Origin of the sequence: Burkholderia sp. AU4i (assembly GCF_000466765.1) — a bacterium.
Lineage (GTDB): Bacteria > Pseudomonadota > Gammaproteobacteria > Burkholderiales > Burkholderiaceae > Burkholderia > Burkholderia cepacia.
Map to the genome: position 1 here is coordinate 15,952 of NZ_ASSI01000310.1, position 16,221 is coordinate 32,172.

The 16,221-nt window shown below is 68.5% G+C and carries 13 protein-coding genes; 5 read left to right on the forward strand and 8 right to left on the reverse strand.

All coding sequences use genetic code 11. The features are described from left to right. Window positions 1-20 precede the first annotated feature (20 nt). Complete coding sequence (locus tag L810_RS41350) at window positions 21-272, forward strand: hypothetical protein (protein ID WP_021164059.1); 252 nt, start codon at window positions 21-23, stop codon at window positions 270-272. Window positions 273-303: 31 nt separating this feature from the next. Next, window positions 304-1,269 (forward strand): quinone oxidoreductase family protein, encoded by a 966-nt coding sequence (locus L810_RS41355; RefSeq protein WP_021164060.1) that lies wholly within the window; start codon window positions 304-306, stop codon window positions 1,267-1,269. Window positions 1,270-1,437: 168 nt separating this feature from the next. Here L810_RS41355 and L810_RS41360 read toward each other — a convergent pair whose 3' ends face one another. The 5 genes from L810_RS41360 to pdxR all read right to left on the reverse strand — a co-directional run bounded on the left by L810_RS41360 (window position 1,438) and on the right by pdxR (window position 8,453). Continuing rightward, a complete protein-coding gene (locus tag L810_RS41360; protein ID WP_021164061.1) occupies window positions 1,438-2,529 on the reverse strand; it encodes a porin in 1,092 nt (363 codons plus the stop codon). Window positions 2,530-2,691: 162 nt separating this feature from the next. Beyond that, window positions 2,692-3,759, reverse strand: a complete 1,068-nt coding sequence (locus L810_RS41365) for an ABC transporter ATP-binding protein (RefSeq protein WP_021164062.1) — start codon at window positions 3,757-3,759, stop codon at window positions 2,692-2,694. Further along, complete coding sequence (locus L810_RS41370; protein ID WP_021164063.1) at window positions 3,752-5,524, reverse strand: ABC transporter permease; 1,773 nt, start codon at window positions 5,522-5,524, stop codon at window positions 3,752-3,754. Before L810_RS41370 ends, L810_RS41365 begins: the two co-directional genes overlap by 8 nt. Before the next feature lie 122 nt (window positions 5,525-5,646). Then, window positions 5,647-6,747, reverse strand: a complete 1,101-nt coding sequence (locus tag L810_RS41375; protein ID WP_021164064.1) for an ABC transporter substrate-binding protein — start codon at window positions 6,745-6,747, stop codon at window positions 5,647-5,649. Window positions 6,748-6,965: 218 nt separating this feature from the next. After that, window positions 6,966-8,453: a MocR-like pyridoxine biosynthesis transcription factor PdxR gene (pdxR, locus tag L810_RS41380; RefSeq protein ID WP_021164066.1), complete on the reverse strand. Its 1,488-nt coding sequence runs from the start codon at window positions 8,451-8,453 to the stop codon at window positions 6,966-6,968. Between the two features lie 102 nt (window positions 8,454-8,555). Between pdxR and L810_RS41385 the strand changes: the two genes are divergently transcribed. From L810_RS41385 to L810_RS41395, 3 genes are all read left to right on the forward strand, one after another. Then, window positions 8,556-9,797, forward strand: coding sequence for a multidrug effflux MFS transporter (locus L810_RS41385; RefSeq protein WP_021164067.1), 1,242 nt, complete (start codon window positions 8,556-8,558; stop codon window positions 9,795-9,797). 131 nt (window positions 9,798-9,928) lie between these two features. Next, window positions 9,929-10,609: a response regulator gene (locus L810_RS41390; RefSeq protein ID WP_021164068.1), complete on the forward strand. Its 681-nt coding sequence runs from the start codon at window positions 9,929-9,931 to the stop codon at window positions 10,607-10,609. Window positions 10,610-10,688: 79 nt separating this feature from the next. Beyond that, window positions 10,689-12,107, forward strand: coding sequence for a sensor histidine kinase (locus L810_RS41395; protein ID WP_042978283.1), 1,419 nt, complete (start codon window positions 10,689-10,691; stop codon window positions 12,105-12,107). Between the two features lie 135 nt (window positions 12,108-12,242). Here the strand turns inward: L810_RS41395 and L810_RS41400 are convergent, their stop codons facing one another. The 3 genes from L810_RS41400 to L810_RS41410 all read right to left on the reverse strand — a co-directional run bounded on the left by L810_RS41400 (window position 12,243) and on the right by L810_RS41410 (window position 15,898). Continuing rightward, window positions 12,243-13,109, reverse strand: coding sequence for an MOSC domain-containing protein (locus tag L810_RS41400; protein ID WP_021164070.1), 867 nt, complete (start codon window positions 13,107-13,109; stop codon window positions 12,243-12,245). Between the two features lie 88 nt (window positions 13,110-13,197). Then, complete coding sequence (locus L810_RS49685) at window positions 13,198-14,103, reverse strand: ABC transporter substrate-binding protein (protein WP_021164071.1); 906 nt, start codon at window positions 14,101-14,103, stop codon at window positions 13,198-13,200. 199 nt (window positions 14,104-14,302) lie between these two features. Continuing rightward, the gene (locus L810_RS41410) at window positions 14,303-15,898 is read right to left on the reverse strand and encodes an ABC transporter substrate-binding protein (RefSeq protein ID WP_021164072.1); all 1,596 of its coding nucleotides are present in this window, start codon (window positions 15,896-15,898) and stop codon (window positions 14,303-14,305) included. Between the last annotated feature and the right edge of the window lie 323 nt (window positions 15,899-16,221).

Consider the following 16,221-nt stretch of genomic DNA (forward strand, 5'->3'; position numbering starts at 1 on the left):
GACAACCGGAGTAAGACGCGATGCGAGCCGAACAGCTGCTTCCCGACCATGCCAACCAGATCGATGCCGGCGGAGCGACGATCCGCAAGGGGACCGTTGGCGCGTTTCTGATCAATGCACGTGTGTTGACCGATCCGAATGCCGCGCCGGCCGACAGGGCGCGCGCGGAGGCCGACGCGATCGATGCGTTGCCTGCACTGCGCGCGCTCGGCCTGTTCGACGTGCTGGAAGTACGCGATCCCGCGCTGCGCGCGTGGCTCGATGCCCGGTAAAGGTCAACCGTCCAGGATTGAAGGAATCACCATGAAAGCAGCAGTCGTGACGGGCGCCGGTGAGCGTCCGGTTTATACGGAATTCGAACCGCCTCGCGCGATGCCGGGCCACAGCCTGATCGACGTGACGGCGTCGGCGCTGAGCCGGATCGCGCAGGGGCGCGCGGCCGGCACCCATTACTCGTCGGACGGGCGTTATCCGTTCGTCGTTGGGGTCGACGGGGTTGGCCGCCGTCTCGACGACGGGCAGCGCGTCTACTTCTTCGGCGCGCCCGCACCGTTCGGCGCGATGGCCGAACGCACGATCGCGCCCGATACGCGGTGCGTGCCGCTGCCGGATACGCTCGACGACGTCACGGCGGCCGCGATCGCGATTCCCGGGATGTCGTCGTGGGCGGCGCTGACCGAACGCGCGCGGCTCGTCGCGGGCGAGACGGTGCTCGTCAACGGTGCGACAGGTACGTCGGGGCGGCTGGCGGTTCGGATCGCGAAGCATCTCGGCGCCGCGAAGGTGATCGCGACGGGCCGCAACGCGGCCGCGCTGCAGGCGTTGCTGAATGCCGGCGCGGATGCCGTCGTGTCGTTGCAGCAGGACGACGCACATCTGGCGCGCGCGCTCGAACCGCATTTCCGCGCGGGCGTGGACGTTGTGCTCGATTATCTGTGGGGCGCCAGCGCGCAGACGCTGCTGGTGGCCGCCGCGAAGGCGACGCCGGAGGGCCGTCGGCTGCGTTTCGTGCAGATCGGCTCGATCGGCGGCGCGGACGTGCTGCTGCCGGGGGCGGTGCTGCGGGCGACCGCGATCGAACTGATGGGCAGCGGCATCGGCAGCGTGTCGTTGCCGCGCTTGCTGGCGTCGGTGCGCGGTGTGTTCGACGCGGCCGGACCGGCGGGGCTGACGATCGACACGCGCACGGTGCCGCTGTCGGCGGTTGGCGAGCACTGGAGCGATACGAGCAGCCTCGTTCGCCCGGTGTTCACGATGCATCGCGAGTGACCGGCAAGGGCCGCGGATGAGGGCGCGGTCGTCGTGTGCGGGAAGCTGACCGCGCACGTTGTCACGCTGATGCGCGCGGCGGATGCGATGCAGGGCGGCACGCACGCAATGAACCGCACAAGACGGGCGGCGCGATTCGAAGACCGCTCGCCGCCCGTATCGTCAAACTCAGAACCGCTGCTGAATCCCCGCCGTGACGCCGACCTGCGTGGTGCCGTAGCCCACGAAATCGCGCGACACGCCGACCTTCTGGTCGTGCTTCGCGATCGCGAACGCGCCGGCCGCGTACAGCACGGTGCGCTTCGACAGCGCGTAGTTCGCGCGCAACGACACGAGCGTCGGGTCGGCATCGCTGCCGCCCTTGATGTTCTGGTGATAGACGGCCGCGATCAGCGAGAACGCCGGCGTGAACTGGTACGAGCCGCCGAGCCAGTACGTGTCGCTCAACTGGTTCGCCGCCGAGGTGCGGAACGTGCGCTTGTAGTTGCGATAGCCGGCCATCGTCTTCAGGTTGCCGAAGTCGTAGCTCAGGCCCGCGTGGATGCCCTGGATGTAGTTGACCGTATCGGCCGGCGTGACGCTGTCGGCCGCGCCGTTCTGCCTGTCGAACGTGACCACCGCCGCGAACGGGCCTTTCTCGTAGCCGACCGCGAAATCGTATTTGGAGCTGGTCTTCACGCTGCCCGGCACGTTGCCGAAGCCGTACAGCGCGCCGAACTTGAACCCGCTGAATTCGCCGTCGTAGCGCACCGCGTTCGACGAGCGCGTGAACATGCCGTCCTTGCGGCCGCCCGTCGCCGTCGCCGCCGACGCCCACGAGTAGTTCTGCGCGTACCCCATCGGGTCGAAGGGCAGCATGTAATCGTAGGTGACGGTGTAGTTGCGGCCGAGCGTCAGTTCGCCCCATTTGCTTTTCAGGCCGACCGTCGCGCGGCGCGCGAAGATCGAATCGGGGCCGTCGTCGAGCGCGCCGTTCGCGAGGTCGATCCCGCTTTCGAGGCGGAACACGGCCTTCAGCCCGCCGCCGAGATCCTCGACGCCGCGCAGGCCCCAGCGCGACGTGTTCTTGTTGCCCGACTTCAGCTTGACCGAGCTGCCGCCCTCCGGCGCCGCGTGGTTCGTGTATTCGATGCCGGCATCCATGATCCCGTACATCGTGACCGACGACTGCGCGTGTGCGACGGATGCGGCGATGCAGGCCGCGGTGGCCGATCCCGTGAGGACTACTGTGCGAATCGAACGTTCTGCGCGTGACTTCATTGACGGTGTCTCCTTGGTTCTTGTGGGTTGGGGTGAAACGGATGCGGCGCGCAGCAGCCCACGACAGACGCCGGAAGACGTCCGCCGGAAGGCATGTCATCACATGACGAGATGTGCGCGGTATGCGTGCGCGACGGCGAGCGTGCTGCCGCCGCGCGCAGGTCAGCCCGCTTTCGCGAACGCCCAGCAGTCGTTGGTCGGGAATTCGATCCAGTGCTTGCCCGCGGCGCGCGGCACGTGGCCGAATGCGCGAAGGCGCATCTCGCCGCAATGGAACAGGTACTCCCAGCGATCGCCGAGATACATCGACGTGACGAGGTCGGCCTGCAGCCGGTTCGCGCCCGGGCCGTCGGCGACCTGCACGCGTTCGAGGCGGATCACGGCCTGCGCGTCCTGGCCCGGCGCGAACGTGTCGCGGGCGAGGGCCTGCAGCTCCCAGCCGTCGCCGGCGAGCGTCACGCGTTCGCCGTCGACGGCCGCGACGCGCGCGTCGATCCGGTTGTTGCTGCCCATGAACTCGGCCGTGTACAGCGAGCGCGGCGCGCCGTACAGCTCGGCCGGCGTGCCTTCCTGCTCGATGCGGCCGTTGCGCAGCAGCAAGATGCGGTCGGACATCGCCATCGCCTCGGTCTGGTCGTGCGTCACGCACAGGGCCGACAGCCCGAGCGACACGATCAGTTCGCGCAGCCACGCGCGCGCTTCCTCGCGCAGCTTCGCGTCGAGGTTCGACAGCGGCTCGTCGAGGAGGATCACCGGCGGGTTGTAGACGAGCGCGCGCGCGATCGCGACGCGCTGCTGCTGGCCGCCCGACAGCTGATGCGGGAAGCGTTCCGCGAGATGGCCGAGGCCGAGCTGGTCGAGCGCGGTCTGCACGCGGCGCTTCTGTTCGGCCGGCGCGACGCGGCGCAGCTTCAGCCCGTAGCCGACGTTGTCGGCGACGGTGCGGTGCGGCCACAGCGCGTAGGACTGGAACACGAGGCCGAGCGAGCGCTGTTCGACGGGCAGGTCGACGCGCTGCGCGCCGTCGAAGAACACGCGGTCGTCGAGCTGGATGCGGCCGTCGGACGGCTGTTCGAGGCCGGCCACCGCGCGCAGCAGCGTGGTCTTGCCGCTGCCCGACGCGCCGAGCAGGCACACGACTTCGCCGGCCTTCAGTTCGAACGACACGCCCTTGAGGATCGGATTGGCGCCGTAGCTGAGATGCAGGTCGTCGACGATGAGCTTATCCATGAAGTTTCACTCCGAAGCGCAGGGCCACGCCGAGACCGGCGCCGACCATCGCGATGTTGATGACAGAAAGCGCGGCGACCTGGTCGACGGCGCCGGTCGCCCACAGCGACACGAGCAGCGCGCCGATCACTTCGGTGCCGGGCGACAGCAGGTAGACGGCTGTCGAGTACTCGCGCTCGAAGATCATGAAGATCAGCAGCCACGCGGCGAGCAGGCCGAAGCGCACGAGCGGCAGCGTCACGTCGAGCGACACGCGGCTGCGGGTCGCGCCGACGCTGCGACCGGCTTCCTCGAGTTCCGGGCCGACCTGCAGCAGCGCGCTCTGGATGAGCCGCATCCCGTACGCGAGCCACACGACCGTGTACGCGATCCAGATGCTCCACATCGAGTTCTTCAGCTCGCGCAGGCCGGGCACGAACAGGAAGATCCACAGGAACGCGAGACCGGCGAGCAGGCCGGGCACCGCACGCGGCAGCAGCACGAGGTAGTCGAGCAGCTTGGTCGCCCAGTCGGGGCGACGGTGGCCGGCGAACGCGACGAGCGAGTAGAAGCCGATCGCGAGTGCGCCGCCGATCACGCCGATGCCGAGCGTGTTGACGATCGCGCGCACGAGGTTGTCCTGCTCGAACAGCTCGATGAAGTTCGACAGCGTCAGCACCTCGGCGAGCGCGACGCCTTCGCCCCAGTTGGTCACGAACGCGCGCAGCACGATGCCCGAGATCGGGACGATCACGGTCAGCATCAGCCACAGCACGACGATCGCGAGCGCAACCCAGCGCCACACGCCGAGCGGCAGCACCGTCGTACGGCCGGCCTTGCCCTTCACGGTGACGAAGCGGTTCGCCGTCTTCAGCAGCCGGCGCTGCAGCAGCACGAGCGGGAACGTGATCGCGACGATGCACACCGCGACCGCGGCCATCAGGTGATACGACGGCACGCCGAGCTTGTTGGTCAGCTTGTACAGGTAGGTCGCGAGCACGAGGTGGCCTTCCGGATCGCCGAGCACGAGCGGCAGCCCGAACACCTCGAAGCCGAGGAAGAACACGAGCACGCCGGCGAACAGCAGCGCGGGCATCGTCATCGGCAGGCTCACGTCGAGCGCGACGCGGAACGGGCGGGCGCCCGTGACGCGCGCGGCTTCCTCGACGTCCGAGCCGAGGTTGCGCAGCGCGGCCGACGAGTACAGGTACACGTGCGGCACGTGCGTGAGGCCGACGATCACCGTGATCGCGAAGATCGAATACACGTTCCAGGGCACGTTCTGTACCCCGAACAGTTCCTTGAACCACACCGAATAGAAGCCGACCGGGCCGGCCGCGACCACGTAGCCGAACGCGAGCACCATTGGCGACACGAACACGGGCGTGAGCAGCAGCGGTTCGAGCCAGCGGCGGCCGGGCAGGTCGGTGCGCACCATCAGGAACGCGAGGATGCCGCCGAGCGGGATCGAGATGAACAGCATCCCGCCGGCGATGATGAACGAGTTCTTCACGGCCGACCAGAAGTCGGGATCGCTGAAGACGAAGCGGAAGCCCTCGATGCCGAGCGTCTTGTTCGCATCGAAGAACGGCGCGGACAGCAGGCTCTGGAACAGGATGAAGCCGAGCGGCAGCGCGACGGCGATGGTGAGTACCGCGACGACGATCCAGCGCAGCATGCCGGCGAGCGGCTGCAGGCTGTTGACCGGCAGCGCGGGAATCGCGTCGCGCGGGCCGGCGGCAGGTGGCGCGGCCGGTGCCGTGCCGCGGGTGCTGGTTGAAAGCATGAGTTCGCCCCTGCGGCCATCCGGATGGCCGTCTCAAGGAAGTCGGTAAGGGGAAGGGGCCGCCCGCGCGACGTGCGGCGGGCGGCCATGGGTCAGCCGGAGCCGATCAGCCGATCAGCGGATCAGCTCTTGATCGCCTGCTGCCATTGCTTCAGGAACGCGAGCCGCTTCGACTGGTCCAGGTAGACGAGCAGGCCGGTGCCGATCTGGATCGGCTTCAGCGAATCGCCGAGTTCCTTCGTGAGGCTCGCGGCCGACGTCTCGCCGGTCACGTCCGTGCGGATCGCGTACAGGTTCGCCTGGTTCGCGATCATGGTCTGGCCGCGCTTCGACAGCAGGTAGTCCACCCACAGCTTCGCGGCGTTCGGGTTCTTCGCCTTCTTCGAGATGGTGGCGAGGCGGCTCACGATCTGCGTGTAGTCCTTCGGGAATACGTAGCCGATCGACTTGTCCTTCTTCGCCTTCGCGTACGCGTACGAACCGATGATGTTGTAGCCGATCAGGTTTTCGCCCGACGAGATGCGTTCCATCATCGCGCCGGTGCTCGATTGCAGCTTCGGGCCGGTCTTGCCGATGGCCTTCACGAGTTCCCACGTGACCTTCTCGTTCAGGTGCGCGTCCTGCGTCAGCGCGTTGAAGCCGACGCCGGATTTCTCGACGTCGTACGTCGTGAGCTTGCCCTTGAACTTGTCCGGTTGCGACGTGAGCAGCTTGATCAGGTCGGTGCGCGTCTTCGGCACTTCGTTTTCGGGGATCAGGCGCTTGTTGTAGACGATCGCGAGCGGCTCGAACGTCGTGCCGTACGCCTGCTTCTGGTATTGCGCCCATTGCGGCACGTTCGGGCCTTCCGGGGAATCGTACGACGCCATCAGGCCGTCGTTGACGAGCTTGACCTGGAGGTCCATCGCCGAGCTCCACAGCACGTCGGCGCTGGTGCTGCTCGCCGCGTTCTCGCTGATGTAGCGGTTGTACAGCTCGGTGCTGTTCATGTCGTTGTACTCGACCTTCACGCCGTACAGGCTTTCGAAGTCCTTGATCAGCGGGCGCACGAGGCCCGTGTCGGTCGTCGAGTAGACGATCAGCTTGCCTTCCTTCTTCGCGGCGTCGATCACGCCCTGGTAACTCCCCGGATACCCGGCCGGAACCTGCGCGGCGGCGCTGCCCGCGGCAGTGCCCAGAACGACCGCCAGCGCGGCGGCGAGGTGCTTCGGTGCAAACGGCATGTCTTCCTCCAGTTACGTCTAGGTGTTGTTCGAGTGACGCGGATGTTAATTGCGGCGCACTTTCAGCCCGCTTTCATTTCAGTTCACAATCGCGTCGTTCGTGTCATGGATTTCCCGAGGTCGATGCGGCGGCGATCCGACGTTTCGCGGCGCGCGGCACGATCCGGCAACGGAGGGAAGCGGGTTGCCGCGGGGCGCGGCAACGACGGCGGGGGCGCCTAGATGGGGGGCGCGAGCAGCTTGGCGAGCAGCCGGCCGCCATGCCGCGCGTGTGCGGCCGTCAGCGCCGAGTACCCGACGACGACGCCTGCTGCGCACCGCGCGCTTCGACAGAATCCGCGGACCGGCTGCAACTCGATGCCGGCCGCCCGGGCTTGCGCGACATACGTTGCGTCGTCCATCCCGGGCGGCAGCCACAGCACGAAATGAAAGCCCGCGTGTTCGCCGGACACCGTGTACCGTCCGCCGGCGTGTTTCGCCAACTGGTCGAGCACGATGTCGCGCCGCTGTCGGTACGCGTGACGCGCCGCGCGCAGGTGCTTCGCAAAATCGCCGTGCGCGATGAAGTGGGCCAGCGCCAGCTGCGGCGCCACGCCGACCGAGCGCGCGGTCGCGTGCCACACGGCCGACAGCGCCGGCCGCAGTGCCGCCGGCACGACCATGAAGCCGATGCGCAGCCCCGAGAACAGCGTCTTGTTGAACGAGCCGCAGTAGATCACGCGATCGCACGCGTCGAGCGATTTCAGCGCGGGCAGCGGGGCGGTCTGGTAGCTGAATTCGCCGTCGTAGTCGTCTTCGACGATCCACGCGCGGGTGCGCTGCGCCCAGTCGAGCAGTTCGAGCCGGCGCGACACCGACATCGTGACGCCGAGCGGCGCCTGGTGGGCGGGCGTCACGTAGGCCGCGCGCGCATCGGGATGGCGGTCCAGCGACGCGGTATCGATGCCTTCCCGATCGACCGGCACGTCGATCACGGTCGCGCCCGCGATCGTGAAGATCTGCCAGGCCGATGCGTAGCCGGGGTCCTCCATCAGCACCGTCGAGCCGGGCGTGAGCAGCGTGCGCGCGACGAGATCGATCGAATGCCGGATGCCGGTCGTGATGAAGATGTCGCTGGCGTTGCACGGGATGCCGCGATATTCGCGCAGGTAGGCGGCGATTTCGTCGCGCAGGCTTTCGACGCCTTGTGCCGGCGTCGCCCCGAGGTCGTTCGCCGTCGCGGCAAGCAGGCTGGCTCCGAGCGCCTTTTTCCATTGCTGCATCGGCAGCAGGCCGGGATCGGCAAGCCGCGCGACGAACGGGACGCCCGGCCGCACGCCTTGTTCCGGCTCGGCGGCGTCGGTCGTGCGCGCCGGCGCGGGGCGCGCGTCGACAGGGGGCGCGCCGTTGTCGCGAGATTGCGCGGCCGCGCGCAGGTAGCTGTCCGGTACCACCGCGCATACCCGCGACCCCGACCCTTGCGCGCGGGCGATGTACCCCTCCGAGCACAGCCGGTCGTATGCCGCCTCGACCGTCCCCCGGGCGACGCCCCAGCGCGCCGCGAGGGTGCGGCTGGACGGCAGCGGGCTGTCGCCGGGGAGCAGGCGTTTCAGGATCGCATCGCGTAGCGCGTCGGCGATGCACGCCTGCTTCGACTGCGGATTGCCCGTGGACAGCCCGGCAGGGCACGGCAGATCGAGCGGTATCGCGGCTTTGCCTCGCGCCATAGTGGTCCAGTCAGGGTCGAATTTAATGGCCCTTCAGCTTATATCACTTTGACCTTAGATTTCAGTCGACCACATCGATCCGACCGGAGGCGGGCTCACCGCATGAAAACGCGTTCATTACCCCAGTGGGGCTGGCTGTTCCTGTTGATGCTCGTCGTGTGCCTGCCGCGTGTCACGATCGATGCGTACCTGCCGTCGCTGCCGGCGATGGCGGACACGCTGCACGGCACCGACGCCCAGTTGCAGCTCACGCTGACGCTCTACATGGTCGGTTATGCGCTGTCGATGCTGGTGTCGGGGCCGTTGTCCGACCGTTACGGCCGTCGCCCCGTCCTGATCGGCGGCCTGTGCCTCTACGTGGTCGCGAGCGTCGCCTGCGCGTGCTCGACCAGCATCGCGGCGATCGTCGCCGCACGCATTTTCCAGGCATTGGGCGGCTGCTGCGGCACGGTGGTCGGGCGGGTGATCGTGCGCGAGCGCTTCCCGGCCGCGATGCAGGCGACGATGCTGGGCCGGATCTCGGCCGGCATGGCGCTGTCGCCCGTGATTGCGCCGCTGGCCGGCAGCGCGCTGGCCGAGTGGCTCGGATGGCGCGGCGTGTTCGGATCGCTGGCGGCGGGCGGGGTGGTCGCGGCGGCGATGGTGCTGCGCTACCTGCCGGAGACCCGCGAAAGCGACGCGCGGCCGGCGCCGGGCGCGGGGCTCCTGCGGACCTACGCGGGCCTGCTGCGCGAGCGCCGTTTCCTGCGCTACTCGCTCGCGATCAGTTTCGCGTACTGCACGTACTACCCGTTCATCGCGGAATCGTCGACGCTGTTCCAGCGGCAGCGCGGCGTATCCGGCCCGGTGTATGCCGCGATCTTCGGCCTGACCGTGCTCGGCTACCTGATCGGCTCGCACGTGTTCGCACGGACCGGCACGCGCTGGAAGGCCGATTCGGTCATCGCGGCGGCGGCGGGCGTGAATCTGGCCGGCACCGCCGCGTTGTGGATCGGCGGAGCGGTCGCGCCGACGGCGGTGGCGGCGCTCGTCGTCCCGATGTTCTTCGTGATGATCGCCGTCGGGATCGCGATCCCGGCCTGCCAGTTCGCGGTGATGCAGCCGTACACGACGATCGCCGGGACGGCGTCCGGGCTGTTCTTCTTTATCCAGATGGCGATCACGGCCGCGTGCGGCGGCGTGCTGGCGTGGCTGTCGGACGGTACCGCGCGCCCGATGATCGTCGTCACGGCCGGGGCGAGCGTCGCGTTCCTGGCGGTGGTGGTCGGCCTGCGCGAGCGGCGGCACGCAGGTGAAGGTTCGCGTTTCGCGCCGCGAAGCCGCGCCGCCGCCGCCGAGCGCTGAGCGTTCGGCGACAGTCGGCGGGCCGGCCGACGCGCGGGCGGGCCCGCGGCGCAACCCGTGTTTCCGCGAGGCGTCGCGATGGAAAGGATCATGTAATGTAGCGGCCTGTCGCTGACCTTCCCGGAATCCCCATGCGTGTGCTGCTCGTCGAAGACAACCCGAACCTCGCCCAGTCGCTGAGCGACGCGCTGAGCGCGGCGCGCTTCGCTGTCGATCACATGGCGGACGGCGAGGCGGCCGACCACGTGCTGCGCACGCAGGATTACGCGCTGGTGATCCTCGATCTCGGGCTGCCGAAGCTCGACGGGCTGGAAGTGCTGCGGCGGCTGCGCGCGCGGCGCAATCCGGTGCCGGTGCTAATCCTGACCGCGCACGGGTCGGTCGAGGATCGCGTGAAGGGGCTCGATCTCGGCGCCGACGACTATCTCGCGAAGCCGTTCGAGCTGACCGAGCTGGAGGCGCGCGCCCGCGCGCTGATCCGCCGCAGCCTCGGCCACGAGCATTCGCGGGTCGAATGCGGGCCGCTTTCCTACGACAGTATCGACCGCAGCTTCCATCTCGCGGGCGAGCCGCTATCGCTCACGCCGCGCGAGCGTTCGGTGCTCGAGGTGCTGATCCTGCGCAACGGCCGTGCGATCAACAAGGAAACGCTGTCGGAGAAGATTTTCGGGCTCGACGAATCGGTCAACGCCGATGCGATCGAGATCTACGTATACCGGCTGCGCAAGAAGCTCGAGAACACGGGTGTCGCGATCGTCACGCTGCGCGGGCTCGGTTATCTGCTGGAGGCGAGGGCGGAGGCGGCGGAATGAGCGTCCCGCCCATCCGCGGCGGTTCGCTGCGCCCCGACGCGGCGCGTGGCGTCGTTGCGGCGGCCCGGCGGAACGCATGATGCCCCGCCCGAACCTGCGCACGCAGGTCGCGCTGTGGCTGCTGCTGCCGCTGCTCGGCCTGCTCGCGCTCGACTCGTGGCTCACGTACCAGCGCGCGATGAACGCCGCGCACGTCGCGTTCGACCGCACGCTGTCGTCGTCGCTGAAGTCGATCCGCGAAGGCGTGCGGCTCAATGACGGCGAGATCGAGGTCGACCTGCCGTATCTCGCGCTCGAAATGCTCGAATCGAGCGACGGCGGCAAGATCTACTACCTGATCCGCGAGGACAACGGCCACACGGTCACCGGCTACCCGGACCTGCCGCTGCCGCACGGGCGCGACGCGGGCGACGGTGCGCTGTTCGTCACGCGCTACTACGACGTCGTCTATCGCGGTGAACAGCTGCGGATGGCCGCGCTGCGCATCCCGGTGCACGACGTGCCGACCGCGCAGTCGCGCATCGTGTGGGTGATGGTCGGCGAGACAATCGAGGCGCGCCAGGCGCTCGCGCGCGAGATCCTGGTGGGGTCGCTGCTGCAGGAAGGGCTGCTGGTCGTGCTGGCGCTCGGCATCGTGTGGCTCGGCGTCGGGCGCGGGCTGCGGCCGCTGAACCGGCTGTCGGCGACGGTCGCCGCGCGCAGCGAGGACGATACGACGCCGCTCGATACCGGCGCGATGCCGAGCGAACTTGCGCCGCTCGTCGAGTCGATCAACCAGTACATCGGCCGGACGCAGCGGATGCAGGTCGCGCGGCGCCGCTTCTTCGCGGACGCGGCCCATCAACTGAAGACGCCGCTCGCGGCCGTGCAGGCGGGCGTCGAGCTCGCGCTGCGGCCCGACGAGCAGCCGCGTGCGAACGGGCACCTGCGGCGCGCGAACGGCGCGGTGCGGCAGGCCGCGAAGATCGTCCAGCAACTGCTGTCGCTGTCGCGGCTCGATTCGGACAGCGGCCACGCTGTTGCCCACCAGCCGGTCGCGCTGCACCGGCTCGCGCGCAGCGTGACGCTCGACTGGTCGCCGGTCGCACGTGCACGCGACATCGATCTCGGCTTCGAGCATGAAGCCGACATCGACGTGCACGGGCAGCCCGACCTGCTCGGCGAGATGATCGGCAACCTGATCGACAACGCGATCCGTTATGCGGGCGATCGCGCGGTGATTACGGTACGCGTGTCGCGCGACGGGGCGCATGCGCGGCTCGACGTGATCGACAACGGGCCGGGCGTGCCGGCGGACGAGCGCGACGCGGTGTTCGAGCGCTTCCATCGCGGCAGCAAGACGCAGACGGTCGAAGGGACGGGGCTCGGGCTGTCGATCGTGCGGGAGATCGCGCGCGTGCATCAGGGCACGGTGACGCTGGCCGATGCGGCCGGCGGGGGGCTGGTCGTGACGATCCGGTTGCCGGCGGCGAACGACGCGGGGGCGCATGCCGCGTGATGGCGAGTTGCGATGTGGGCAGCCGGGAGCGGTAACGGGTAAGCGGGAGGCGATTAGCAGGCAGTAGGAAGCCGCTCGGGCGGCTTCCGGGCTACGAAGACGATGTGATCGGGTGAGCGGTGCCGTGTGCGGGCCTCAATCGCCGAACCCGATCTCCGCTTCCAGCGCCTGGCCGACTTCGAGCCACCCGCCCGCGCCTTCGACGACGATCGCGTTGATGCCGAACGTCAGCTCGCCGCCGAAGTTCGGGTTCGCGCGATAGGTCTGCATCGTGTCGGTCGGCTCGTGCGGCCACGCGGGATCGGGCGCGCCGGTGACCTGGTCGATCGTCGGCATCGGGCAGCGCGTGCACGGCTTCACGAGCCGCAGCCGCACGGGCGACGCACCTTCCGTGTCGAGATGCTCGACGAAATCCTCTTCGTACGCGTCGAGATCCGACACCACGATGTTCGGCCGGAAGCGGTTCATCGGAATCGCCGGTGCACCTTTGGCGGTGAGCCGCGCGTTCAGGTCGTCGAGCGACGACTGGCCGATCACGAGCAGCGGGTAGCCGTCCGCGAACTGCGTGTGCGTCGCGATCTCGCCGGTCCATTTGCGATTGCAGCCGCGGCGCGCGTCGGGCGCGAAGCGCGCGAGCTTCGCGGGCGTGCCGAGGAATTCGGTGAGCCAGGCGGCCGTTTCGGCGCCCGTGTCGATCGCATCGACGGTGTCGCGCCACACGGTCGCGGCCATTTTCGGCGTGGCGGGCGATACGTCGCCGTCGAGCGGCGTGCGGATCTCGCGCATGCCCGGCGCGCTCAGCACGAGCGCATCGTTGTTCAGTGCGGTGCGGATCAGCGCGAGGCGCGGGTGCGTGCGCTGCGTGATCATCTGTCCGGCGGGGTCGGTGATCAGCCAGTGGCGGTCGTACGCCAGGCCCGTTTCGAGCAGTTGCGCGCGCGACAGCGCGATGCCGGCGCAGGATTTGATCGGATAGACGAAGAGTTCGGCGATGGCTGGCATGACGCTGGCTGAAGGCGGATGGCGAGACTGGGATTGTGCCAGATCGCGCCGCAGCCGTTCGGACGGCTGCGCTGCGTCACGCGGCCGGTCATGCGAGCGGGAAGCCGGGGTCGAACGTGGTACGCACGTCGAGCGGCTGGCGCAGCAGTCCCGCCTTCAGGTAGAAGTCGGCCGTGCGCTGCTGTTCGGCGATGACCGTCGCGTCGATCGGCAACCAGCGCGTGTTGCGGCGCTCGAACTGCAGCTTCGCAGCCGCCGGCGGAATGCCGATGATGCGCGCGAGCGCCGCCGAATACGCGTCGGCATGCCGGTACGACCAGGCCTGCGCGCGCACGACGCGCCGCAGGAAATCGTGCAGCACGTCGCGCTTCGACGCGATCGCCGCGTCGGTCGCCGCGATGTAGCTGAGGCCCGACCACAGCCCGCGGCCGCTGACGAGCACGCGCGCGCGCCCGCTCGTTTCCGCGAGTGCGGTATAGGGCTCCCAGGTCGCCCACGCATCGATCGAACCGGTTGCGAGCGCAAGCATCGTATCGGCCGGCGGCAGGAAGCGGAACGAGACGGCGTCGGGAGGCAGGCCGGCCGCGTCGAGCGCCGCGCGCAGCCGTTCCGCGAGATCCCAGCGATCGCCGATCAGGTCGAAGTCGTGCGGTTCCGCGCGGCCGTCCGCGAGACGCGCGAGCGCGCCGAGCGGCGCATCGAGCGCGGCGACCTGCGAGACGGTGCGCGGGTTTGCCGCCGCGTTGCCGTCGTCATGCTGCTGCGCGACGTAGACGACGGGCGTGTGCCGCTCGATCGTCCCCGTGCTCGGCGCGCAGCGGCCCGCGATCAGTTGCGCGAGCTGGCTCTTGCCGATGCCGTTGCGGCCGACGATGCCGGTCGGCGTGCGGTCGATGGAAAGGTCGAGCGAATCGAACAGCGTGACGCCGTCGTCGAAGCGGAAGGAAACGTGATGAAGCGCGACGAGCGCGCCGGTGGGCGTGGCAGCAGCCATAAGCACCTCCAAAAATGCGTGAAGACCTTCGCGCGCGGCGTGCGTGGCACGGCGGCGAAAACATTTCGGGAAGGCTTAGTTGTTCACTTTGGCTGGCGTCCGGTATGAGGAATGAGCGCGCAGTGTAGCAAGCGCGGTGCGCGGGCCGCAAGCGACGGCCCGACGCACCGTCGCTTGCGTGCCACGCGCGAGGGTCGCGTTACTGCACGGCGACCGTCGTGAAGTTCTGCCGTCCGAACGGGCTCACGTGATAGCCGCTCACGCTCGTACGCGTGAGCGCGGCCGCGGTCGGGTAGCCGAGCGGAATCCACAGTGCCTGATCGTGGATGATCTTCTGCGCGGCTTCGTACAGCTTCGCGCGCCTCGCCTGGTCGGCGGTCGACTTGCCGTCGGCGATCAGCTTGTCGAGCTGCGCGTCGCAGAAACGCGCGAAGTTGATGCCTGACTTCACCGCGTTGCAGCTGAACAGCGGCGACAGGTAGTTGTCCGGATCGCCGTTGTCGCCGGCCCAGCCCATGAACAGCATGTCATGCTGGCCGAGCTTCGCCTGCTTGATCAGTTCGCCCCATTCGATCACCTTGACCTCGGCCTTCACGCCGATCTTCGCGAGGTCGGCCTGCAGCAGTTCCGCGCCGACCTTCGGATTCGGGTTCAGCACGCTGCCGGTCGGGCGCGTCCAGATCGTCGTCGAGAAGCCGTTCGGGAGGCCGGCCTGCGCGAGCAGCTGCTTCGCCTTCGCGGGATCGTACGCATACGGCGCGACGTCCTTCGCGTAGCTCCACGTATTCGGCGGATACGGGTTGTTCGCGGCCGTCGCGGTGTTGTCGAACACGACCTTCAGGTAGGTCGCGCGGTCGAACGCGAGGTTCAGCGCTTCACGCACCTTGTCGTTGTCGAGCGGCTTCTTCTGCGTGTTCAGCGCGACGAACGCGGTCATGAACGCGGGCGTCTGCACGACCTTCAGCGCACTTTCGCCCTTCGCGGCGAGCACGTCCTGCGGCTTCGGCGACAGCGCGATCTGGCATTCGCCGGCCTTCACTTTCTGCAGGCGCACCGACGGGTCGGGCGTGATCGCGTAGATCAGCCGGTCGACCTTCGGCTTCGTGCCCCAGTACGTCGGGTTCGCGTCGTAACGGATCAGCGCGTCCTTCGTATAGCTCTTCAGCACGAACGGGCCGGTGCCGACCGGCTTCGCGTTCAGGTCGGCCTGCTTGCCGGCCTTCAGCAGCTGGTCCGCGTATTCGGCCGAGTAGATCGACGCGAAGCCCATCGTCAGGATCGGCACGAACGTCGCGTTCGGTTCGTTGAGCACGAACTTCACGGTGCTGTCGTCGACCTTCGTGACCGATTTCACGAGCTTCACGAGGCCCATCGACTGCGCGTGCGGGAAGCCGCTCGCGCCGGCCACCTTGTGCCACGGGTTCGAATCGTCGAGCATCCGCGAGAACGTGAACACGACGTCGTCCGCGTTCAGCGCGCGGCCCGGCTTGAAATAGTCGGTGGTCTGGAACGCGACGTGCGGGCGCAGGTGGAACGTGTACGTGAGGCCGTCGGCGCTCGCTTCCCATTTGTCGGCGAGCGCGGGCACGACCTTTTTCGCGGCTTCGTCGTACGACACGAGCGTGTTGAAGATCACGTCGGCCGACGCGTTGGTCGTGACGAGCGAGTTGTACTGCACGACGTCGAAGCCGTCCGGGCTCGATTCCGTGCAGACGGTGAGCGGCTTGGCGGCGGCGAGGCCGGGGGCGGCGAGGGCGGCGGCGAGCGCGGCCGCGGCGAACAGCTTGACCTGCATAGGATCTCCCACGTGGCTTGTGTTTTTTGCTGGGTGACGGGATGCGGGCGCGGCCCGGAAGCGGGCAGGGCCGGCGCGGCTGGCGAATAGCATACCGTCAAAGCGCGCGACGCGTGGAAAAAGGCGCCTGAACGCGGTGAATTGACCGAAAAACGGCTGCGTTCGCGACGGAACGGGTGTTGGGGCGGCGAGCGGCGGAGCGCTGGCGCCGGGGAGGCCGGGCAGCGGCACGGCGAGGACGGCGCGGAAGCGTTGCGGGCCGGCCCCGCGAATCGAGGTGTCGAAGCCGTTGGGCGTCGGTGCGGAGAGGCGGAGAGGCGGAG

Coding starts and splice junctions, on each gene's coding strand:
- L810_RS41350 (WP_021164059.1), top strand. CDS start 21: ATGCGAGCCGAACAGCTGCTTCCCGACCATGCCAACCAGATCGATGCC.
- L810_RS41355 (WP_021164060.1), top strand. CDS start 304: ATGAAAGCAGCAGTCGTGACGGGCGCCGGTGAGCGTCCGGTTTATACG.
- L810_RS41360 (WP_021164061.1), bottom strand. CDS start 2,529: ATGAAGTCACGCGCAGAACGTTCGATTCGCACAGTAGTCCTCACGGGA.
- L810_RS41365 (WP_021164062.1), bottom strand. CDS start 3,759: ATGGATAAGCTCATCGTCGACGACCTGCATCTCAGCTACGGCGCCAAT.
- L810_RS41370 (WP_021164063.1), bottom strand. CDS start 5,524: ATGCTTTCAACCAGCACCCGCGGCACGGCACCGGCCGCGCCACCTGCC.
- L810_RS41375 (WP_021164064.1), bottom strand. CDS start 6,747: ATGCCGTTTGCACCGAAGCACCTCGCCGCCGCGCTGGCGGTCGTTCTG.
- pdxR (WP_021164066.1), bottom strand. CDS start 8,453: ATGGCGCGAGGCAAAGCCGCGATACCGCTCGATCTGCCGTGCCCTGCC.
- L810_RS41385 (WP_021164067.1), top strand. CDS start 8,556: ATGAAAACGCGTTCATTACCCCAGTGGGGCTGGCTGTTCCTGTTGATG.
- L810_RS41390 (WP_021164068.1), top strand. CDS start 9,929: ATGCGTGTGCTGCTCGTCGAAGACAACCCGAACCTCGCCCAGTCGCTG.
- L810_RS41395 (WP_042978283.1), top strand. CDS start 10,689: ATGCCCCGCCCGAACCTGCGCACGCAGGTCGCGCTGTGGCTGCTGCTG.
- L810_RS41400 (WP_021164070.1), bottom strand. CDS start 13,109: ATGCCAGCCATCGCCGAACTCTTCGTCTATCCGATCAAATCCTGCGCC.
- L810_RS49685 (WP_021164071.1), bottom strand. CDS start 14,103: ATGGCTGCTGCCACGCCCACCGGCGCGCTCGTCGCGCTTCATCACGTT.
- L810_RS41410 (WP_021164072.1), bottom strand. CDS start 15,898: ATGCAGGTCAAGCTGTTCGCCGCGGCCGCGCTCGCCGCCGCCCTCGCC.